This is a genomic window from Paraburkholderia lebeckiae (assembly GCF_050436325.1).
Lineage (GTDB): Bacteria > Pseudomonadota > Gammaproteobacteria > Burkholderiales > Burkholderiaceae > Paraburkholderia > Paraburkholderia tuberum.
The window spans coordinates 887,476-908,847 of sequence record NZ_JBNDLZ010000002.1 but is presented as its reverse complement, the minus strand read 5'-3'; the positions used below and the strand labels follow the sequence as shown (position 1 = coordinate 908,847).

At 64.9% G+C, this 21,372-nt stretch carries 17 protein-coding genes and 1 pseudogene; 8 read left to right on the top strand and 10 right to left on the bottom strand.

The annotated features are described in order from the left end of the window. Window positions 1-16: 16 nt before the first annotated feature. Window positions 17-949 carry a DMT family transporter gene (locus tag OKW44_RS07190; RefSeq protein WP_018420788.1) on the bottom strand — a complete coding sequence of 311 codons (933 nt, stop codon included), beginning with the start codon at window positions 947-949 and terminating at the stop codon, window positions 17-19. A gap of 102 nt (window positions 950-1,051) precedes the next feature. Between OKW44_RS07190 and OKW44_RS07185 the strand changes: the two genes are divergently transcribed. Next, entirely contained in the window at window positions 1,052-1,909 is an 858-nt protein-coding gene (locus OKW44_RS07185) for a LysR substrate-binding domain-containing protein (protein ID WP_018420789.1), read from the top strand. Between the two features lie 99 nt (window positions 1,910-2,008). Here the strand turns inward: OKW44_RS07185 and OKW44_RS07180 are convergent. Continuing rightward, window positions 2,009-2,440 (bottom strand): annotated as a pseudogene (locus tag OKW44_RS07180) (hypothetical protein); the annotation flags it as partial. Between the two features lie 181 nt (window positions 2,441-2,621). After that, window positions 2,622-4,145 (bottom strand): carbohydrate porin, encoded by a 1,524-nt coding sequence (locus OKW44_RS07175; RefSeq protein ID WP_018420792.1) that lies wholly within the window; start codon window positions 4,143-4,145, stop codon window positions 2,622-2,624. Between the two features lie 326 nt (window positions 4,146-4,471). Between OKW44_RS07175 and OKW44_RS07170 the strand changes: the two genes are divergently transcribed. The 4 genes from OKW44_RS07170 (at window position 4,472) to hutC (OKW44_RS07155) (ending at window position 7,678) form a co-directional block, all read left to right on the top strand. Then, the gene (locus OKW44_RS07170) at window positions 4,472-5,149 is read left to right on the top strand and encodes a hypothetical protein (RefSeq protein WP_018420793.1); all 678 of its coding nucleotides are present in this window, start codon (window positions 4,472-4,474) and stop codon (window positions 5,147-5,149) included. A gap of 91 nt (window positions 5,150-5,240) precedes the next feature. After that, complete coding sequence (locus tag OKW44_RS07165) at window positions 5,241-6,077, top strand: arylamine N-acetyltransferase family protein (protein ID WP_018420794.1); 837 nt, start codon at window positions 5,241-5,243, stop codon at window positions 6,075-6,077. A gap of 23 nt (window positions 6,078-6,100) precedes the next feature. After that, window positions 6,101-6,781, top strand: coding sequence for a methyltransferase family protein (locus OKW44_RS07160; RefSeq protein WP_026225859.1), 681 nt, complete (start codon window positions 6,101-6,103; stop codon window positions 6,779-6,781). Between the two features lie 111 nt (window positions 6,782-6,892). Continuing rightward, complete coding sequence (hutC, locus tag OKW44_RS07155) at window positions 6,893-7,678, top strand: histidine utilization transcriptional repressor HutC (protein WP_018420796.1); 786 nt, start codon at window positions 6,893-6,895, stop codon at window positions 7,676-7,678. A gap of 27 nt (window positions 7,679-7,705) precedes the next feature. Here the strand turns inward: hutC (OKW44_RS07155) and hutC (OKW44_RS07150) are convergent, their stop codons facing one another. From hutC (OKW44_RS07150) to OKW44_RS07130, 5 genes are all read right to left on the bottom strand, one after another. Beyond that, the gene (gene hutC / locus OKW44_RS07150) at window positions 7,706-8,518 is read right to left on the bottom strand and encodes a histidine utilization transcriptional repressor HutC (RefSeq protein ID WP_018420797.1); all 813 of its coding nucleotides are present in this window, start codon (window positions 8,516-8,518) and stop codon (window positions 7,706-7,708) included. Beyond that, window positions 8,515-9,402, bottom strand: coding sequence for an amino acid ABC transporter ATP-binding protein (locus OKW44_RS07145; protein ID WP_018420798.1), 888 nt, complete (start codon window positions 9,400-9,402; stop codon window positions 8,515-8,517). The genes hutC (OKW44_RS07150) and OKW44_RS07145 overlap by 4 nt, the downstream gene beginning before the upstream one ends. 13 nt (window positions 9,403-9,415) lie before the next feature. After that, window positions 9,416-10,078 (bottom strand): amino acid ABC transporter permease, encoded by a 663-nt coding sequence (locus tag OKW44_RS07140; RefSeq protein ID WP_018420799.1) that lies wholly within the window; start codon window positions 10,076-10,078, stop codon window positions 9,416-9,418. A 28-nt stretch (window positions 10,079-10,106) separates the two neighbouring features. Then, window positions 10,107-10,757 carry an amino acid ABC transporter permease gene (locus tag OKW44_RS07135; protein ID WP_018420800.1) on the bottom strand — a complete coding sequence of 217 codons (651 nt, stop codon included), beginning with the start codon at window positions 10,755-10,757 and terminating at the stop codon, window positions 10,107-10,109. An 88-nt stretch (window positions 10,758-10,845) separates the two neighbouring features. After that, entirely contained in the window at window positions 10,846-11,673 is an 828-nt protein-coding gene (locus tag OKW44_RS07130; protein ID WP_026225860.1) for a transporter substrate-binding domain-containing protein, read from the bottom strand. A 241-nt stretch (window positions 11,674-11,914) separates the two neighbouring features. On the opposite strand from OKW44_RS07130, the gene OKW44_RS07125 reads away from it, so the two are divergent. After that, a complete protein-coding gene (locus tag OKW44_RS07125; RefSeq protein ID WP_018420802.1) occupies window positions 11,915-12,889 on the top strand; it encodes an isopenicillin N synthase family dioxygenase in 975 nt (324 codons plus the stop codon). Between the two features lie 11 nt (window positions 12,890-12,900). Continuing rightward, on the top strand, window positions 12,901-14,343 hold the full coding sequence (locus tag OKW44_RS07120; RefSeq protein ID WP_018420803.1) for an FAD-binding oxidoreductase: 1,443 nt from the start codon (window positions 12,901-12,903) through the stop codon (window positions 14,341-14,343). Window positions 14,344-14,570: 227 nt separating this feature from the next. Here OKW44_RS07120 and OKW44_RS07115 read toward each other — a convergent pair whose 3' ends face one another. Continuing rightward, on the bottom strand, window positions 14,571-17,987 hold the full coding sequence (locus tag OKW44_RS07115; RefSeq protein WP_018420804.1) for an alpha/beta fold hydrolase: 3,417 nt from the start codon (window positions 17,985-17,987) through the stop codon (window positions 14,571-14,573). A gap of 252 nt (window positions 17,988-18,239) precedes the next feature. After that, complete coding sequence (locus tag OKW44_RS07110; protein ID WP_018420805.1) at window positions 18,240-19,031, bottom strand: hypothetical protein; 792 nt, start codon at window positions 19,029-19,031, stop codon at window positions 18,240-18,242. A gap of 403 nt (window positions 19,032-19,434) precedes the next feature. On the opposite strand from OKW44_RS07110, the gene OKW44_RS07105 reads away from it, so the two are divergent. Further along, window positions 19,435-21,327 (top strand): ATP-binding response regulator, encoded by a 1,893-nt coding sequence (locus OKW44_RS07105; protein WP_018420806.1) that lies wholly within the window; start codon window positions 19,435-19,437, stop codon window positions 21,325-21,327. Window positions 21,328-21,372: the final 45 nt, after the last annotated feature.

The window sequence follows — 21,372 nt, the reverse complement described above, 5'->3', positions numbered from 1 at the left end:
GGGCGGGCGGCGCGCTTTACTTCGCGTGACTGCGTGTCCGCCCACCCGGATGCACCAGCGTCAGCAACGGCCAGCCGAGATTGACGCCGAGACTCGCGGCGACGATCAGCGCCATGCCCGCCAGTTGCGACAGCGACAGCGCACGGCCATACACGAGCGCATCGACGACGATCGCTGTCAGCGGATAAACGAACAACAGCACCGCGATCACTGGCGTGCTGAGCTTGGGCAGCGCGCCGTAAATCAGCACATACGACAATCCCGTGTGCAGCACGCCCATGCCGATCAGCCAGAACCACTGCATCGGACCGATATGCGTGAGCGTCAAAGGCGCGATGAGCGGCGCGATCAGCGGCAGACAGATCACGCCGACCGCGCATTGCGTGAGCGTCAGCAGATGCGGGCGCATTTCGCCGAGGCTCTTCGCGATCAGCGTGACGCTCGCATACAGCAGCGAGCCGAGCAGCGCTTCGCTCAAGCCGATCAGATAGCTGCTGTGGCCTTGCAGGTTTCCGGCCGCGATCACGCCCGACGCGAGCACGAGCCCGACGAACGCCGTCGCGATCCAGCCGAGCCGGTCCGCGCCGAGCCGCTCGTTAAAGAGCGCCGCGCCGATCAGCACGACCCAGAACGGCTGCACATGAAACACGACGGTCGCGACCGCGATGCTGGTGCGATGAATCGCATCGAAAAAGCCGACCCATTGCGTGACCATCAGCACGCCGGAAATCAGCGCGAGCGCGACCGTGCGGCGCGTGAACTGCGCGTGCGTGAAAAAGCCCTTCCATGCGCAATAGGCGGCGAGCGAGAGAAAGCCGAACAGGCAGCGGAAGAATACGAGCGTCAGCGCATCGAGCCGCGCCTCCTCGACGAAAACGCCGATCGTGCCCATCAGCAGGCCGCCGCTCGCCAGCGTGATCGCGCCTTGTTGACGTGAGGTGAGAGACATGCGCAATGACTCCGTAACATGATGCCTGCGAGTATTGCGCCGCTTGCGACCTGTTCACAAACGAATTAAATTGAGCAATTCCATAAGCCCGGTTGATAAATCGTGAACCCTGAATTCGACGTCGATCTGTTGCGCAGCTTCGTCGCGGTCGTGGAGGCGGGCAGCTTCACAAAGGCGGCGGCGAGCGTGCATCGCTCGCAGGCGGCGGTCAGCATGCAGATCAAGCGGCTCGAAACGATGCTCGGCACGACGCTGTTCGCACGCAACACGCGCAACCTGTCGCTGACGCGGCCCGGCAGTACGCTGCTCGAATACGCGCGGCGCGCGCTTGCGTTGCAGGAGGAGGCGTGGTCGGCGATCGTGCGGCCCGAGGTGACCGGGCGGGTGGTGCTCGGCGCGCCGGACGACTATGTGTCGTCGCTGCTATCGCCGGTGCTGCGGCGTTTCGCGACGTTGTACCCGCGCGTCGAGATCGAGATCGTCTGCGCGCAGAGCACGGCGCTCGCGCCGATGCTCGCCGACAACAAGATCGACCTCGCATTCGTCACGCGCGACCCCAGGATGCGCGGCGAATTCGTGCGCAGCGAACCGATGGTGTGGGTGGGGGCGTCGGTCGATACGCCGGTGTTGAAGGCCTCGCCGTTGCCGGTGGGGTTGTACGAGCCGGGCTGCGTCGCGCGCCAGCACACGCTGGCTGCGCTGGATGGCGCGCGCATCCGTTATCGCGCGGCGTTCAGCAGCGCGAGCCTGATGGGGCTCGTCGCGACCGTGGATGCCGGTTTGTCGGTGATTGCGCTGACGCGATGCAGCGTGCCGCCGCGGCTCGCGATACTCGGCGACGCGCAAGGCCTGCCGAGAATCGCTCCGCTCGAAATCGTGGTCGCGCGCAGCGCGAAATCGGATCGGCCGACCTGCGATTATCTGGCGCAGCAGATGGTGCAGGATCTGTCGCTGCGGTAGCCGAGCGTGCCAGCCTTAGTCGGTCAGGCGCGCGAATAGGCGGTCACTTCACCCTCGACCGCGAGCCGCACGCGCTCACCCGGACGCGGGCGCAGATAGCGGGTCGATCACGATCAGGCAGCCAGCGCCCTTGGTGCCGGTCGTGCCGTCGTTGCTCGGCGTGCTGCCGACGATCACCCAGCCCGACTTCAGCATCGTCATCGCGGTCGATAGGCCGATGCCGCCCGGGCATTCCTTCAGATCGCGCGGCACGGTCGCGAACACCGTCATCTGTCTGGTGTCCGGGTGATAGTCGATGATCGTGCTGCCGGTGCCCTGAAGGTTCGTCGAGTTGTTGAAGTTGCCGACCAGCACGTCGTCTTTCTTCACGGTGCCCTTGCTGACCGGCGCGACCACGAGCGCTTACGGATTCTGGTCGCCGTTATCCGGCACGGTATTGATCAGCGTCGTGTGACGCTTGATCGTTTCAAGGAAGCCTTGCGGCTCGGCCCGCGCGCTGGCGGCCATCGTGAGAGCGGCGGCGCCGGCCATCGCGGCGAGCAGGGCTCGCGCGGCGCGCGCCGCAAGCTTGCGCGTAAGTCGATTCACGATTGGGCCTCCGTGCGGGTGCACAAAGCGGGAGTGGCGGTGACGATGGAAAGCATGGGAAGTGCTGGTCCGGTTGCGTCGGGTGGCGTGTGCTTGCGAGGATGAAAGCGCGTTGCGGGCGGCGTCAGAAGTTGATATTGGTCCGCACGCCGACGACGAAGGTGTTGCGCAGCGGCTGCGTCGGGTCGTTCGGGTTCTGGCCCGCGCCGGCGTTGAACGTGTATTGCGCGTCGGCCTGCAACTGCCACCACGGATTGACCTGATATTGGTAGGTCGCCTCGAGCGTGGTTTCGCTGGTGCGCACGCCGTAGGGGCTGCCGTTGAATGCCAGGAAGTCCTTGTCGAGTCCGTTCACGTGACTGCCGACCTTGATGTAGGTCAGCGCGAGACCGGCGCTGTCGTTGTCACGGCCCTTGAACGGCGCCTTCAGCACGACGCCGAGGTTGGCCGCGACTTGCACGAGGTTGCGGTCGCCCGGCGCGCCCATCACGCGCGCGAACACGCCGAGGCTGCGTGGTTCGTCGGGGTCGGGGCGCCACACCATCTGATCGGCGACCGCATAGAAGCTGTAGTTGCCGCTGTGATTCGTGGGAATGCCGGTCGACGCCGGATTCGCGAGCGACAGCCCCATGTTGTCGTAGCGCTGATCGGCGAACTTGTTGGTGTTGTACCAGACGCCGACCTTGTAGGTGCCCGGCAGACCGCGGCCGCCCGTACCGACCATTTCGCCTTCGGCCGGCTGGTTGATCGAGTACTGCAACTCGCCGATCCACAACGCGCCGTTATGCAGGTTGAAGTTCGTGCCGCTCATGTTGTCCGGGTCGTTGCCGAGCGGGTCGCCCGAATACACGCCGGCAAGCGCGGTCAACGAAGGGGTGATCTGGCCGCGCACGCGCACGCCGAGACCCGCGAGCGGATAGGCGGGACCGCCCGACGGCATGTCGTACGAGGGCAGCGCGGGCCAGCCGAACATCGTGTTGAGGAACAGGGCCGCATACGTGCTCGTGATGAATTCCTGGTCGAGGCTCTGCTGACCGATCTTCACGTCCACGCGCTTGTTCAGGAACGACTGCTGATACCAGAGCTCCCACAGACGCGTCGCGTCGTCGGCCTCGATGCCGCTCGCGGTATTCAACGTGCCGAGCTTGTTCGCGCTCAGGTTCGCGCCGTGAATTTGCAGTGCGCTGACGTTGAAGAGGCCGCCCGGCAGGCCGAACGCCTTTTGCGTATCCATCTGCAAGGTGGCGGTGGTCAGGCCGTCGTAGTTGGCGCCGCGCGCGAGACCGCCGCGCAGATTGGCCAGCACTTCGCTGGTTTCGGTCAGCGTGAAGGTCATGCCGTACTTGCCGAGCCACGGACGCAGGCCGCCCATGTCGCCAAGCAATTGCTGGCGGTTCCAGAGGCCCGTCCACTGGTTGGTCTGCGTCGCCTGAATGTTCAGGTCGGCCTGGGGCGCTTCCGGGTTCGCATCGGGATTGGCTTCGGCCAGCGCCGCGTGGGCGGTCAACGAGGCCCACGCGAAAGCCGTGCACAGCGCGACGCGCCGCATCGAAGGCAAACGCGTACGATGAGTTGCGCCGGGACCTGCGGAAGCGTCGCAAACCGGACGCGCATTGGCACGCGATCCATTGAGTTGGGCGAACTGCATCGAAATCCTCATTAGTGTTGTTTCGACCGATGTTATCAATCGGCGATTGCCTGGCGCGACATCGCATGTTGTCTCAAGCTGCCAAAGCGGCTGATGGCGTGATCGTACAGGCGTATTGCGGCAGTCAAACAAATGAGAACGATTCGCAACAATATTGCTGCCGTGTAATTCCCGGATTTACGGGCTGCTCCTAAACTTTACGAGGGTGTAAGAAGGTATTAATTAACGAGTAATGAAAACGTATTGATGTAGTCAGGCCGAACGTGCGAAATGGCAAGATGTCGAAGCGCACGAGTAACCCCGAAAGTCAAAGTAAGGAGGTAGAAATGGGCAAGCGCAGTCTTCTGGTTTCGTTGCTGGTGAGTGGTGGTCTGTTGCTGGGCGGCGCAGCGCACGCGCAGTTGAATCTGAAGCAGTTCGGCATCGGCGGGGGCGGCGATAGCGCGGCGGGTACAGGGGCGTCGTCGGGCGGCGTGTCGCAGTTGCTGCAGAGTTACGTGGGCGCGAACCAGCAGGTGCTGAGCGGACAGTCGAGCCTCGCGTCGGCGATGGGCATGACGAGTGCCGCCGGCCAGGCGCAGCAGGCGGCGGGGCTGCTCAGCGGCGGCACGCCGTCGGTCAGTCAGTTGACGCAGGTCGGCAGCACCCAGCAGTCGCTGTCGCAGAAGCTGACCGATGCGTTCGCGAATCATGCAAGTGGCGGCGCGTCTGCGACGCCGGTCAACAAGGAAGCGTTCACGCAAGGTCTGTCGTCGCTCGGCAAGGGTGTGAGCCAGTATTCGAGCTTGCAGTCGGGGCTCGGCAGCCTCGGTCAGATGAGTCCGTCGTCGCTGCTGCAATCGGGCCTCAATCCGCAGACCGCGCAAAGCGCTTCGTATATTGCGCAGTCGGCGCCGGGGCAGTTGCAGTCGCTGATGTCGACGCTGAGCTCGGCCGTGCAGTTCGCATCGAGCCACGGCATTACGGTGCCGTCGATCGCGACGTCGGCGTTGAAGGGCTTGTAGGCGCGTTTTCGCTTCGTTCCGCGCGCGGTCGATTCAGCGCCGAAAGCCGCTATGATCGCGTCGAACCCGCAGTCCAACCGGAATTCCGCCGATGTCCCACACCATCAATCTGGAAAACTACTTCGCCCGGATCGGCTATCAGGGCGCGCGCGCCGCCACGCTCGACGTGCTGCGGGCGATTCACCGGCTCCATCCCGCCGCGATCCCGTTCGAGAACCTGAACCCGTTGACGCGCCGGCCCGTCAGGCTCGAGCTCGAAGCCGTCGAACGCAAGCTCGTGACCGAAAAGCGCGGTGGCTACTGCTTCGAGCAGAACATTCTGTTCGCGAACGTGCTGATGCAACTCGGCTTCCGGGTCACGCCGATGCTTGCGCGCGTCGTGTGGGGCCGCGAGCCCGGCACGATTGCGCCGCGCACGCATATGGTGCTGCGCGTCGATATCGACGGCGACGCATGGATCGCCGACGTCGGCTTCGGCGCCGTGACGCTGACCGCGCCGCTGCGGCTGACCGCCGGCCTCGCGCAGCCGATTCCGCTCGGCACGTTCCGTCTCGCCGACGCGGGGCGCGACACCGTCTATCTCGAGGTGCTCGCGCCGGACGAGAGCTGGACCCGCGTTTATCACGTCGACCTGCGCGCAGTCGAGTGGATCGACTACGAAACTTCGAACTGGTACACGTCGACGTCACCGGATTCGAAGTTCGTTCATAACCTGCTGGCGTGCCGCGTATTGCCCAAACGGCGCCTGGCGCTATTCAACGATCAGTTCAACGAGCGCGACGCACAAGGGCAGATCGTCAACGAACGGCGCCTCGCGAGCGCCGCCGAACTCGCCGACTGTCTGCGTGAGCGCTTCGGTTTAAACCTTGAGGACATCGATATCGCCGACGTGTTCGAGCGCGTGCGTACGCGCGATGAGGCCGCATGAGCCGACCGCTCAAGGGCGCCGCGATGATCGCACGTCTGATCCTGCAATCGCTGGCGTGGCTGGTTTTCATGGGCGTGCTGCTGTTCGGCGCGGCCGGCACGCTCGCGTGGCCGGCAGCATGGTGGTATCTGTTCGAGCTGGCGGTACTGAGTCTGTGGCTCGGCTTGTGGCTCGCGCGTCATGATCCCGCGCTGCTCGCGGAGCGGCTCGCGCCGTTCGTGCAGGCGCAGCAGAGCCGCTGGGATCGTGTGTTCATGGCCGCGATCGGGGCCGCGTGGTGCGGCTGGCTGATCCTGATGGGTTTCGACGCGATGCGGTTTCGCTGGTCCGCGCCGCTGCCGTCGTGGCTCATGGGCCTCGGCGCGTTGTGCGTGTTCCTGTGCATCTTCACGTGCCGGTTCGTGTTTCGCGCGAACAGCTATGCCGCACCGGTGGTCAAGATTCAGTCGAGCCGCGGGCACAAGGTCGCCGACACCGGGCCCTACGCGTACGTCCGTCATCCGATGTACGCGGCCGCGCTGGTGTTCTTCGTCGGCACGCCGCTGATGCTCGGCTCGTGGTGGGGGCTCGTGGCGCTGCCCGTGATGGCGTACGGGATGGGCTGGCGCGCGGTGCGCGAGGAGCGGCTGCTCGCCGGGCAGCTCGACGGCTACACCCAATACATGGCTCGGGTGCGTTACCGTTTCGTGCCGTTTATCTGGTAGCGCGTTCCAGCCGTCTCCCAGCGTCGAACCGGGTAAGATTGGGCCCGGCCGTCGGAGAACCGGCCACGGTGTACTTCATGTACCACCGGCGAACCACCGATGAGGTTTGGAGTGAAAACAACTACCCAGGCGCGCATAGCGCCCGCCGCACAGGCCGAGCAGAAACAGCATTCCGCCGAACGCGATCGCGATCGCGACACGCCGGTCAAGGCGATGCCCGCCTACGAGCAGATCAAACGCTACGTGCTTCAGCGCATCAGCGAAGGCGCATGGAAGCCGGGCGGGCTGATCCCTTCCGAAACGGAACTGGTCAAGGAGTTCGGCGTCGCGCGCATGACGGTGTCGCGCGCGCTGCGCGAGCTGACCGCCGAGCGCGTGCTCACGCGCGTGCAAGGCTCGGGCACCTTCGTCGCGCCGCAGCGGTATGAATCGACGGTGCTGGAGATCCGCAATATCGCCGATGAAATTGCCGCGCGCGGACATCGTCATTCGGCGCGCGTGCTGACGCTCGAACCGAGCGACGACGCCGATGCGCTCGAAGCGCTCGGTCTCGCGAGCGGTCCCGCGTTTCACTCGTGCATCGTGCACAGCGAGGAGGCCGAGCCGATCCAGTACGAGGACCGCTTCGTCAATCCGAAGGTGTTCCCTGAATATCTGCAGCAGGATTTCTCGGTCGAAACGCCGAATCACTACATGGTGCGGCTCGCGCCCGTGCAGCGCGCCGAGTTTCGCATCTACGCGCAAAAGCCCGACGCTTATGTGCGGCGTCATCTGATGATGGATATCGGCGAGCCGTGTCTGCTGCTGTGGCGGCGCACGTGGGTCGGCGAGAACGTCGCGACGTCGGTGCGGCTATGGCATCCGGCGTCGCGTTTTCATCTGGCGGGGACCGTCTAGGCCCTAGTACGGTTGCTGAAGCGCGCGTTATCCCTGGCGCTGCGACGTATTCGGCGAAAAGCGGCAGCCGAGCCGATAGCGCGAACCCGGATGCACGAAACGCGCGAACGTCACGGCGACGCCGCCCGTCCACGTGCGGCGCGTCAGCGTCAGGCACGGTTCTTCAGCGTGAATTTCGAGCAGCTCTGCTTCGGCAGGCGTCGGCAGCGCCGCGTCGACCACGTGTTCGAGATCGTGCATCGGCACGACCGTCAGCAGATACTCGGACGGCTTCAGCGCCGAGAAATCGTGCTGCAGAAAATCCGGCGCGACGGCCGGATTCACATAGCGATCTTCGAGCTGCACCGGCAGACCGTTCTCGCGATGCACGCAAATCACATGAAACACCGAAGCGCCCGGCGTCAGCCCCAAGGCGTTCGACACCGTGACCGACGCGGTCTCGCGCTGCAACAGCACCATATCGCAGCGATAAGCGTGGCCGCGCGAGCGGATCTCGTCGCCGATATGGGCGATCATCAATAGCGTGGACTGCGGCTTGTTCGGCGCGACGAAAGTACCGACGCCCGATACGCGCGTGACGAGCCCCGCGTCGGCGAGTTCGCGCAGCGCGCGGTTGACCGTCATCCGCGATACGCCGAGCGTCGCGACGAGGTCGAGTTCAGAAGGCAGACGGTCGCCCGCCTGGCGTCCGCCCGAGTCGATGATCTGGCGAATGTGCTGTTTGACCTGCTCGTAGCGCGCGGCCGGCGCCTCGTCGCTGCCGCGCGCGATTTTGGCCGCGGCGCTGGCCGCGCTAGCAGAGGATTTGCCATGAGGCTTGTTGCGAGCGGTGGCGCTCATAGGGGCGGGGTGTCGTCCGGGCCGCGCGTCCAGAACGCATTGCGGTCGAAATAGTTTTGCAGAAACTGCCGCAGACGCGGCTGCGCGGCATCGTGAAACACGTCGCGCGGTTTGCCCTGCACGGCGATGCGGCCTTGATCGATGAATACGACCTTGTCGGCAACCTGCGCGGCAAAACCCATTTCGTGCGTGACCACGGCCATCGTCATGCCGTCGCGCGCGAGCTGCTTCATCACCTGCAGCACCTCGCCGACCAGTTCCGGATCGAGCGCCGAGGTCGGTTCGTCGAACAGCATGATGTGCGGCTCCATCGCGAGTGCGCGCGCAATCGCGACGCGTTGCTGTTGACCGCCCGACAGTTTCGCCGGATACGCGTCGCCCTTGTGCGCGAGGCCGACCGTCTCCAGCATCGCGCTCGCGCGACGGCGCGCTTCGTCGTACGAAAGGCGCCGCACGCGCAGCAGCGCTTCCATTACGTTGCCGAGCGCGGTCATGTGCGGCCACAGGTTGAACTGCTGGAACACCATGCCGACGTTGCGGCGCACGCGGTTGATCTCGCCCTGCGAGGCGCGCACGCGTTTGCCGTTGCGCTCGGTATAGCCGAGCAGTTCACCTTCGATGCGCACGTCGCCGTGATCGTAGGTTTCGAGCGCGGCGAGGCAGCGCAGCAGCGTGCTCTTGCCCGAGCCCGACGGCCCGATGATGCAGACCACTTCCGAGCGCGCAATCTCGAGATCGATGCCGCGCAGCACCTCGACATCGCCGAAGCGTTTGCGCAGATCGCACACTTCGATCAGCGGCGCGGCATTCGATGCGTTCGCCGTTGCACTGGCGGCCGGCGCGGCAGATTGCGCGTTGGAGGACATGTCGGCGATGGCGTTCATAGGTGTTCCGGAATCATGCCATGAAGCGTGCGAGGCGGGCTTCGGCCCACATGCCCGCGCGCGAGGTCAGCTCGACCAGCGCGAGATAGCACACGCACAGCACCAGCAGGGTTTCGACGAAAGCGAAGGTGGCCGAACCGATGCCGGTCAGCACGAACGTCAGTTCGGGCACGGTGACGATCGACAGCACGGCCGTCTCCTTGCTCAGCACGATGATCAGATTGGTCAGCGCGGGCACGATCAGCACCAGCATCTGCGGCGCCTGGATGCGTACAATGGCCTGCCAGCGCGTGAGTCCGAGACACGCCGCCGCTTCGAGATGGCCTTTGGGCACCGACTGGAAGCCGGAGCGGAACGCCTCGGCGAAATACGCGCTGCCGTAGAGACCGAGGCCGACGATGCCAGCCGTCATCGGTTCGAGCGTGAGGCCGATGGACGGGCCAGCGTAGTACAGCAGAAACAGTTGCACGAGAAACGGCGTGCCGCGCAGCAACTCGATGTAGACACGCAACATGGCGCGCAGCCAGCGCCCGCAGAACAGTTGCAGCACCGCGATCAAAAAGCCGATCGCGAGACCGATTGCGACGCCCGCGGCCCAACTGGCGAGCGTCGTCGCCAGGCCGGCGGCGATCGGCTGCAGGTTGTGCGTGATGACGGTCGGGTCGAACGTTTGCATGGCGAGGTTCGCTTAAACGTGAGTCGATTCAGGCGTGCTGCAAACGGTGTTCGGCCGCATGCGCCACGAGCGCGAGCGAACCGCAGATCACGAAGTAGATGAGCCCGGCCGCGACATACGCTTCGAGCGGCCGGTAAGTGCTCGCGGCGATGTTCTGCGCGGTGCGCGTCAACTCGGCGACGCCGACCACCGAGATCAGCGAAGAAGCCTTGATCAGCAGCACCATTTCGTTGACGAGCGACGGCAGCGTCAAACGGAATGCTTGCGGCACCAGAATGCGCCGCAGCGTATCGAGCGGGGAAAGCCCGAGCATGCGCGCGGCTTCGAGATGTCCGGGCGGAATGCTCAGAAAACCGCCGCGCAGAATTTCGGCGATATACGACGCGGAGCACAGCGACACCGTGCTGATCGCGGCGACGATCGGCGACACGTTGATGCCGGCGAACGGCAGCAGGTAGTACACGAGCAGCAGTTGCACGAGCATCGGCACGCCGCGAAAGAAGAACACGTAGGCGCCGCCCGCGAGGCGCGCGGCGCGATGCTGCGACAGCCGCGCGGTGCACACGCCGATGCCGACGAAGAATCCGATCACGAGCCCCGTCAGCGAAATGCCGACGGTGGCGAGCGCCGCATGCAGCAGCAGCGGCAGGCCCTGAACGAAGACGGTCGTGTTGAACATGGATCGCGGCCGGTGGAACGGGAAGGGCGACGCGCGCCGCGCTACGGCGAAACTATTGCCCGACGCGGGACGCCCACGTTGAAGACGCTCAGTAGTTCGGCGTGGGCATCGTGGACGGCATCTCCATCGCGACACCGAACCACTTTTTCTGCAACGCGGCGAGGCGGCCATCCTTCTGCATTTTCACGAGCGCTGCGTTGAACGCGTCGGCGAGCGGTTTGCTGTCGGCGTCCTTGCGCAATGCATACGCGAAGTACACCTTCGCACCGAACGGCGGCTGCACGACCGCGAACATCTCGGGGCGCTGCTTCGCGACATACGCGATGTTGGTCATCGAGTTCGCTGCCGCGGCGATGCGGCCCGCCGCGAGGTCCGCGTAAGCCTGATTGTTGTCGACGTACTCGCGGATTTCAGGCTGCTTCGGCAGTGTGGCCGCGTAGCTCTTCAGCTGGTCCAGCTGCGCGGTGCCTTTGCCCGCGCCGACCGTCTTGCCCGCGATATCCGACGATTGCTTGATCGACGCATCGTTCGCGCGCTTGAGCAGCGCGTCGGTCGCATCGGCGACGGGCAGCGTGTACGTGTAGCGTTCCATGCGCGCCTTCGTGACCGTCAGCGGGCCGCCGACCATATCGAACTTGCCCGCTTCGAGACCGGGCAGCACGCTCGGCCACGGCAGATCGATGAAGCGCACCTTCACGCCGATTTCCTTGCCGATCTCCGCGAACAGCTCCTTGTTGAAGCCGGCCTGCTGACCGTTCTCGAGAAAGTCGAATGGCGCGAACTGCATTTCCGTGCCGACCACCAGTTCGCCGGCTTTCTTCACTTTGGCGAGCTGGTCTTCGGCGTGCGCGGCGACGCTTGCAGCGCACAGCGCCAGCATGACCAGACGACATTTCCAGCCTGCAAGGATACGCATGGGGTTCTCCGGGGGCGAATTGGTGTTAGGTTGCCGGCGTGTCGAAGTGTTCGTTCCAGACCCGCCGCGTCGGCAGCGCGTTGCGGGGCCTCGCTGGGCAGTATATACCGCGCTGCCGGCGAAAAATAAATGCTCGCGTGAGTAGAGAAAAGCCCTGATATCGAGGGCGTGCGAAGCAACTTGCGGTGCTGCTTTTGGCGGTATATACCACTGCAATACCGATCCTCGAAGGAGCCGCGCGATGCCCGTGAGCCGCATTCCGATCATCGATGTCGCCGGCGTGCGCACGGGCGATCAGCAGGCGCTCAGACGCGTCGCGAAGGAAATTCATGAAGCGTGTACGACGATCGGGTTTTTCTATATCGTCAATCACGGCGTGCCGCAAGCGAAGATCGATGCCGCCGCGCAGGCTGCCCGCACTTTCTTCGCGTTTCCGGTCGACACGAAACGACGCGTGGCGGTCAATCATCGGCATCGCGGCTTCAATGCGCTTGGCGACGCGACGATGTATCAGGCGAAGCGGCCCGATTACAAGGAGTTCTTCAGCATCGGCCTCGAATTGCCGGAAGACGATCCCGACGTGCTGGCGGGCCAGGCACTACGCGGGCCGAACAATTGGCCGGACTTCATGCCGGGGTTGCGGCCGGTGCTGTATGACTATTACGAGGCGGTCGGCGCGTGCGGGGCCGACCTGCTGCGCGCGGTCGCGGTGAGTCTCGGCATCGAAGAAAATTTCTTCGCGCCGCGCTACACGAAGCGCATGCAGCGCACGCAAATGGTCTACTACCCGCCGCAGCCGCAGCAGTCGGACGAAGATCAGTTCGGCGTCGCGCCGCACACCGACTACGGCTGCATCACATTGCTGTGGCAGGATCAGGTCGGCGGCCTGCAGGTGCGCGAAATCGCCAACGATACGTGGGTCGAGGCGCCGCCCGTCGAAGGCAGCTTCGTCGTGAACGTCGGCGATCTGCTCGCGCGCTGGACCAACGACCGCTTCCGCTCGACGCTGCATCGCGTGATCAATGCATCGGGGCGCGAGCGCTATTCGATCGCGACGTTCTACGATCCGACCTACGGCGCGCTCGTCGATCCGCGTGAGCTCGGCGCAAGCGACGCGCAAAGCAAATATCAGCCGGTCGCCGCGGGCGACTATATCCTCGGCCGCATCAACGATTCGATGGGCTACCGCAAGAAACTCGCCGCTACGGCACAGTAAGGAACGCCTGCATGACAGAGCAGAGCATCACTGACGACAAGACGACACCGACCGCAACCCCAGCCGCAACCGCACCGCTCGCGATGACACTCGAGGCCTTGCGCGCCGCGCTCGGCGTCGACGCGGTGCGCGTCGGCGATCAGATCGGCGAACGCGCGCTGACCGACTGGACGCGCCACGAGCCGACGCGTCCGGCCGCACTGCTGTTGCCGCGCACGACCGACGAAGTATCGCGTGCGCTCGCGATCTGCCACGCCGCGCATCAGCCGGTGGTACCGCAAGGCGGTATGACCGGACTCGCGGGCGGCGCGATCGCGCGCGCCAACGATATCGCGTTGTCGCTGGAACGCCTGAGCGGCGTCGAAGAACTCGACGCGGCGTCGGCCACACTGACCGTACGTGCCGGCACCACGTTACAGGCCACTCAGGAAGCTGCCGAAGCAGCCGGCTTCGAACTCGCGCTCGACCTCGGCGCGCGCGGCTCATGCCAGATCGGCGGCAATCTCGCGACCAACGCGGGCGGCAATCGCGTGATCCAGTCCGGCACCGCGCGCGACCAGGTGCTCGGGCTCGAAGTGGTGCTCGCCAATGGCGACGTGCTCAGTTCGCTCGGCAAGATGGTCAAGAACAACACCGGCTACGACCTGAAGCACTGGTTCATCGGTTCGGAGGGCACGCTCGGCGTGATCACGCGCGCGGTGCTGCGGCTGCATCCGCGCCGCGCCGCACGCCACACCGCGCTTGTCGCGCTCGACGATTACGATGCCGCGGTGAGCCTGTTGCGTCGTCTCGCGACGCGATTCGGCAACGACATCGGCGCGTTCGAGATCATGTGGCCGGACTTCTACGATTTCGGCGTGAAGCTGACCGGCGCGCGCTCGCCGTTCGACGCCGCGCATCCGCTCTATGCGTTGATCGAGCACGCGGGCTTCGATGCCGACGACGCTGGCGAGCGCTTCGCCCTGGCGCTGACCGATGCGCTCCAAGCGGGCGCATTGCGCGACGCGGTGGTCGCGCAGTCGGTCGCCGATGCGCGCGCGCTATGGGCGATCCGCGAATGCACGGCGGAGTTTCCGCTCAAGCTCGATCCGATCAACTTCGACGTGAGTCTGCCGATTGGCGAGATCGGCACGTTCGTCGACCATTGCCGCGCGGCGCTGGATCAGCGCTGGCCGGGCAACGAAGCGTATTTCTTCGGGCATATCGGCGATTCGAATCTGCATCTGACCGTCGATGGTCATTCGATCCCCGGCGTCGATCATCACGCGGTTTATGCGTTCGTCTACGAGATGCTCGGACCGTTGCGCGGGTCGGTGTCGGCGGAGCATGGCATCGGTTCGCTGAAGCGCGAGTTCCTGCCGATTTCGCGCTCACCGGCCGAGCTTGCGGCGATGGTCGCGATCAAGCACGCGCTCGATCCGAACGGCATTTTGAATCCGGGCAAGCTGTTCTGAGTTTCGATGAGAAGCAAATCAACGACTTCTTCCTCGCGTGCGAGTCCGCCATATTTTCACGATCAGCACATAAATAACGATCGCCACAATCAGATCTATAGCCGTCATTGCGCCGATGTAAAGCAGTTCATAGTCGGCCACTTCGACACGCCGGCTTCTATCAAAATCTCTTGTTTTATGCCTGGCTTTATTGTCCGAATGCGTGGCGCATCGGCCATGCTCCGCCGTCAATGCGCATTCAGATAACCGACGATCAACGGATAAACATCGACCGCCGCGTTCTTGCCGAAGATGCAGTCGATATGCCCATACCCCGGAATCAGATGTCGCTCGTACGGCTGCTCGGGGAAGCGCTCGCGCAGCAGCTCGTAAGTGCGCGCGGTGCTGACCGGCAGATAGGTTTCGTTCTTCTCGCCGTGTATGAAGCCGATCGGCAAACGCATGCCCTCGAGTCCTTTCATGCCGTCCGCGCCGGTCAGATACACGTCGTCGCCGCGCGCATCGACGACCTGGCCCGCGCGCACCATCGTGGCCAGATGCTGGAACACGGCCATGTCGTGAATGCCGAACAGTTCCTGCAGGTTCGCATGCAGCGTCTCGTTCAGCTTGTCGTGCTCGTAGAGCAGGCCATACAGGAATGTCGCGCGATGACAGATCGGATTGCCGCAGCCCTCGCCGTGATCGAGCGGATAGAGACGCAGCGCTTCGTCGTACAGGTTCGCGGGCCACGAATCTTCCTGCGTATAGGCGGTGAGGTCGCGTATGCGCAGATGCTGCATCAGATCGGGAATATGCAAGCCGGCCTTGATCCGTTGCAACGTGCCCGGCACCGGATGCGCGGACACCTGCGAAATCACCGCCGAGCGCACGCCGTCGAGTCCATGGAGAAGCGACATGCTGAGCGCGAGGCCGCCCAGGCAGTGGCCGAGTACCTGAAGGTTCGGCGCGCCGGTCACTTCGCGAATCTTCGCGACGGCGGCGGGAATGTCCTCGCGCGCGACTTTGTCGACGTTGGTCGGCACGAGCACGCTCGGCAGTTCGATGCTGACGCGCAGATCGACGAGCCACACGTCGTAGCCCGACGCGTACAGATATTCGACGAGGTTGGTCGTTATCAGATCGGTCGAGAAGATGCGGCTCGATACGCCCGAGCCGTGGATCAGCAGGATCGGCTTCGCGACTTTGCCCGCGGCCGGATCGCAGTAGCGCGTGAGCTTGAGCCGCGTGCGGTCGGGTGTGTCGAAGTACATGACCTGCGGCGCCGGCGCGCGCAGCGTGCGTTTCGCGCGCGGCGGTATGTATGGATCGTAGAACTGCAGCGGCGCGGCCACGCCGCCGTATTCGGTGAACAGCACGCCCGCGAAGAACTTGCCGAACTTCAGCGTCCATTCGAGGCGCGTCATCAGGTCGGGCGCGTGGGTGACTTCGAGCGTGCGCTGCTGCTTCAGGAAGTTTTCGGGCGTGATGATCAGCGTCGCGGTGCCGACGACGGGCGCATCGTCCTGCGCCGCGGCGCGAATCTCCGCATACAGCGTGTTGGTCTGCTCCCACAGGTTGATCGGCGACGTGCGCGTGATGATCTTCTTGCCGGTCAGATACCAGGTGTTGCCTTCGACCGCGGCGAGCGTCATCCGGTAGTTCATGTTGCGTTCGTCGACGTCGGATTCGTCGACGACGAACAGGTTGAACGTGCCGTCGCTGATCGTCAGCGGTTGGGCGGACAGGGCGGGGCAGGTCAGTGTGCCGGCGGTGCGCGCGAGGTGATTCGGGTTGCTCAGCATGTCGGCGAGATCGTCGGACTCGACCGTCAGCGTGAATTCGATCGGGCTCTTCGCGGCTTCGCCCGCCACGCTGGGCGTGTAGGTGCCGACCATCGTCTCGGTGAAGCGCAGGCCGATCTTCTGTGCGGGCGGCGCGGCGGCGGTGCCCTTCGACATGTAGTCGATCGACCAGTCGTGCGCTTTGGCCAGCAGCGCGCAATTGCGCTCTGCGAGCGCGGAGATGGTCAGGAGCGGATTGACGCCGAGCGACATCGGCATCACCGCGCCGTCCATCACGTAGAGGCCGTCGTGCACCGCGACGCCGACCGTGCCGCTGAACACGCGGCCCAGATGATCGACCACGCCATGCGCGGCGTCCTCGCCCATGCCGCAGCCGCCGAGCGGATGCACGGTGACGGTGTGCCGGCCGGCGATCTTCGTCGAAATCGGGTTGCGCAGATATTTGCCGCCGAGCGGTTTGGTCGCCTCGATCAGCACGTTCTCGATGGTCTGGAGGATCGGCTGGCGTCCCGCGTTTTTCCAGTCGATGCGCGCACGGCCTTTGTCGCCGACCGTGATGCGGCCGCTTTCGTCGTCGTGCGCCATCACGAGATAGCTTTGCGTGTGATTCATCGCACCGTGGTACGGGCCGCGGATCAGGCTTTCGAGCGCACGCGCGTCATAACTCATGCGCTCGAGCAGCGACGGGGCCCCAGCCGCATCCACGCCTTCGAGCGGCGCGACCGCGCCGAGCATGCCGACGAGCGCCTCGCCGACCGCACCGGCCAGCGAGCCTTCCTCGATCACGTAGCCATCCCTGACGTTTTTCTCGTCGGCGCGATTGTCGATCAGGCCGGTGATGGTCGGTCCGACCGGCGGAATCTGCCCCGGCTTGTGCTCGCCCCAGCCGACGCCGTTGATCGTGTCCCTGGTGTTGTACGCGAAGGCGAGCACGTCGCCGTTGCCGGTGAAATGCTGGCCGAGCGTCTCCGACATGCTCAAGCCCGCGTCGCGCGAGCGCAGCAGCAGCGCGGTCGAGCCGATCGTGCCCGCCGCGACGATGACGATGTCGGCCAGCACGAACAGATCGGGCGCGTCGTAGCTTTCGCGGCCGAGCTTCACGAGCTGGAAGTTGACCTTCCATTGCTGCGTGTCGGGATCGCGCAGCACCGAATGCACGGCCGTGCCGGTGAAAATCTGCGCGCCATGGGCGACCGCGTCGGGCAGATAGTTCATGTGGGTCGAATTCTTCGCGTCGTAGTTGCAACCGGAGTTGCAATCGCCGCAACCGACGCAGCGCTGCTGCTCGACGCCCGCCGCGTTCGGACCGTCCTTGAACGTGACCGTGATCGGCGGACGGCTGAAGCGGTCGGCCATGCCGAGCGCCTGTGCCGATTTTTCGAGCGCCTGGAGCTTCGGCAGCGGCGGGAAATCGTCGGGCACCGGCGACGGTGACAGCATTTTCCAGGCGAGCGCATAGCCGTCGTCGCGTCCGGCTTGGTCGGCGCGCAGCGCGGCCGGCCAGCGCGGGTCGTCCCACAGGCGCGGATCGGCTTCGAGCGCGACGTTCGCATTGATCAGCGACGTCCCGCCGAGCCCACAGCCCACCACCGCATTGACGTCTTCGTTCACGTGCACTTCGAGCAGCGCGAGCGGCGAACCGATCTGCGCCTCGGCCGTGTTGTACTGGATCTGCTCGACGCCCTGCAAGGGGGTGCGCGGAAACTCGCCGGCCATGAATTCGCGGCCGCGCTCGAGCACGCACACGCGACGGCCCGCGCGCGCCATGCGGCTCGCGGCGATCGCGCCGCCGTAGCCCGAGCCGATCACGACCACCTCGTAATGCCGTTGCAGCGCCGTCGGCGCGCTCGATAAGCGGTTCATCAGGACCACCTCGTCTGGAATCGGATGCGGGGAACGGAAGCTCGACTTCGAAACAAAGACGGCGTGCTGCGGGAGCTTTTTTATCGTAGGCGGAATATCGGCGCAAAAAAAGCGCGCCGTGAGGGCGCGCCGAAGTCGTAGCGTGCGACGTTCAGGGCGGCACGACCGGCCGGCCGTTGCCGGGGTGTACCCGGCCGTACGGGCATGCGCACTTACCGCACTTCTTATGTGGCCTGTTGGTTATCCGAACTATTACGCGGCCACTTCATTGAATTCGCTATCGCTCGATTCCGCCGCGAGCAGATTCAGCGCAACCAGAATCGCCGCGCGATTGTCGACGTCGATCTCGATGCCGAGCGCGTCGGTGAGCCAGCGGCCGAGCTTGGTGTTGGAAAATTCCTCGGCGCCGGCCGTCTTTTTCGTGGTGACGCCGAGTTTGACGGCGCGATAGTGATAAGAGGGCACCCGATGCTGAGCCGCGACCGCCGAAAGCCCGCCTTTGCATTCGGAGCACCAGCCGAGGCTGCCGGCCAGCACGATCCGCTCGGGTTCGTCGAGCCCTTCGATGAACTCGCGCGCCGCTCGCCGCACGCGCTGTTCGTCGAGGCCGTACTGCAGCAGCACGCTTTCCACCGGGTCTTCGAGCGCGTGCGCGTGCAGATCGATTTCCTGCGCGACGCCCTCGGTCTCCATCGACACATTGCGCTGATGGCACGCGCTGCGCAGGCAGTCGATCAGATAGCGGCGGAAATACGCGCATACCGCGTAGCTGTTGGACGGCGCGCTGTCGGCGCGCGCGTTCGTTTCAGTGTGGCCGGGCGCGAGGCGCAACACCTTCGCGTAGATGAACTGAGCGACCAGTTCTTCCTTGTCCTCGCCCAGCGCCTGCAATTCGAGCGGGTGGTAGGTCCGCAACGCGCGCTTGACCAGTTCGACCATCGACACCATTTCGTCCGCTGAGAGCCGGGTGCGCCTGCGCCACAGATGGGGGAGGATCGCGTCGTCGAGTTGGCTGGCGAACTCGTAGCTCGGGACTGCGCCCATGGAAAACCTCCGTCGGTTGGCAGGGAGCGCGGCGAGCCGCGGCGCGTGGGCCGCGAGTCGAGGGAAGGTGGCTGAAATGCCGCGCTGAAACGTGAATGCAGTATGGTTCGCGGCAAGGCCCTCGCCTATATGGATTAAGTGTTAGCCGATGGGTAAACTGCCGGGTAAACCTTCTGATGGATTGCTGACGATTCGTCTGAAGAGCGGGCATTCGCCGTAGAATAGACCGCGGGGGCGGCGCGTTCGGTCGCCCGATTCGACCCGCGGTTGCCACGAAGTGCCGGAGCGCCGCCGCTTCGTCAGTGTTTCGTCTCAACGAAGTTGCCATGCCCCCGCGATAAAGCTGCGTGGGATCGGCGTAAGCGCTAAAGCGCTCACGCCGATCGACAGAGGAGACCGCCCCATGCGGGCCGACCCGATCCAGCGTGCCATCGACGAAGACCTCGTGCGCGTGCTCTACGCGCAGGATCCGATCGCGTTCTTTTCGCACTGGTTTTCGATCGCGGTGCTGGTGGCGATCTACTGGCCGCATGTGCCGGCGCCGCCGCTGTTTATCGCGTGTTTCGTTTTTTATGCGCTCGCCAATTGCGCGGGCCTGGCGCTGTGGATTTGCAATCGCCGCTATCCGCAACTCGTCTCGCCGCGCGACTGGATCTATCTGCACGCGCTGCGCGGCGTGCTCCTCTATAGCGGGCCGGGGTTCGCGGTGTGGTTCGCGTTCCAGAGTCCGCAAACCGATCTGCCGTTATTGCATACCGTACTGCTGGTGACGCTCGCGGCCGGCGTGTTCATGTCGAATGGGTTCGATCTCCTCAATTTTTCGACGTCGATTCCGTTTCTGCTGCTGCCGTCGATCGTGCTGCACTTCGGCTCGCATACGTTCGATCGCACGATTCTCGCGATCGTGCTCGCGTTCTTCTTCTGCGCGATCAACGTCTACGCGATGAGCTATCGCAAGCTGTTTCGCCAGGTCGTGCAGGCGCGTGTCGATCAGCAATACCTCGCGGAATCGCTGGCCGCGCAAAAGCGCGTCGCCGAAGAAGCGAGCCTCGCGAAGACGCGCTTTTTCGCGGCGGCAAGCCACGATCTGCGTCAGCCGCTACATGCGATCGGCCTGCTCGCGGCATCTCTGAACGATCCGGCGGCGACGCCCGCGCAGCACGCGAAGACGGCCGGGCACATCGTCTATAACGTCGAGGCGCTCAATCAGCTGTTCAACCAGGTGCTCGATCTGGCCCGGCTCGAAAGCGGCGTGACCCAGGTGATCCGGTTGCACTTCCGGCTCTCCGAGCTGTTCGACCGGGTCGGTAGCCAGTATCGTCCGCAGGCCGCGGCGAAGGGGCTCGCGCTGCGCATCGCGCCTACGACGATGGTCGTCTACGACGATCCGGTGCTGCTCGAACGCGTGTTGAGCAATCTGCTGTCGAACGCGGTGCGTTATACGGAGCAAGGCGCGATCTGGCTCGGCTTCCGGCGCGCGGGGCGACAGAAGGGCGGCTATATCGAGGTGCGCGATTCGGGCGTCGGCATGGCGCCGCAAGAGCACGAGCGCATTTTCGAGGAGTTTTACCAGGTCGAGAATCCGCAGCGCGACGCGCGTCAGGGGCATGGGCTCGGGCTGCCGACCGTCAGGCGGCTCGTCGGCCTGCTCGGCGGCGAGTTGCAGCTGCGCTCGGCACCGGGGCGCGGCTCGGTGTTCCGCTTTGCGGTGCAGGCGGGTGACGCGAGCGGCATCGTCGCGAGTCTGAACGATTCGGTCGCGGGCGGCCCGGCCGCGCTGGGGCGGCGCGTGCTGTGCATCGACGACGAGCCGTCGATACTCGAAGGCCTCGCGAGTCTGCTCGAGCGCTGGGGCTGCGACGTGCGCGGCGCGCGCGACGAAGCCGGCGCGCTCGCCGCGCTCGCGGACGGCTTCGTGCCCGACGCGGTGCTGTGCGACTACCAGCTCGCCAATCACCGCACCGGCGCGCAGGCGCTGAGCGCGATACGGGGCGTGCTTGCGCGGGAGGGGCACGGCAATGTGGTGACGCTGCTGATCACCGGCGATATGGCGTCGGCGGAGCTGACGGCGCTCGCGTTGCAGGGGATTCCGGTGCTGCACAAGCCGGTGACGCCGGCGCGCTTGCGACGCACGCTGGAAATGCTGTGGCAGCAGGCGGAGCTCGATCAGGGGCGGCCGGCGGGTGCGGTGGTGTTGGGGCGCGGAGCGGCGGACGACCCAGCGCCGCCGCCCGCCGCGGCCGGCTCGCCGCAAGCTGAAGCGGGCTCAGGGGCGCAAAGCGAAACGCAGCCGTAGAGGCGGGAAACAAGGACGGGTTGGGCTTGCGGCGCAACACAAAGC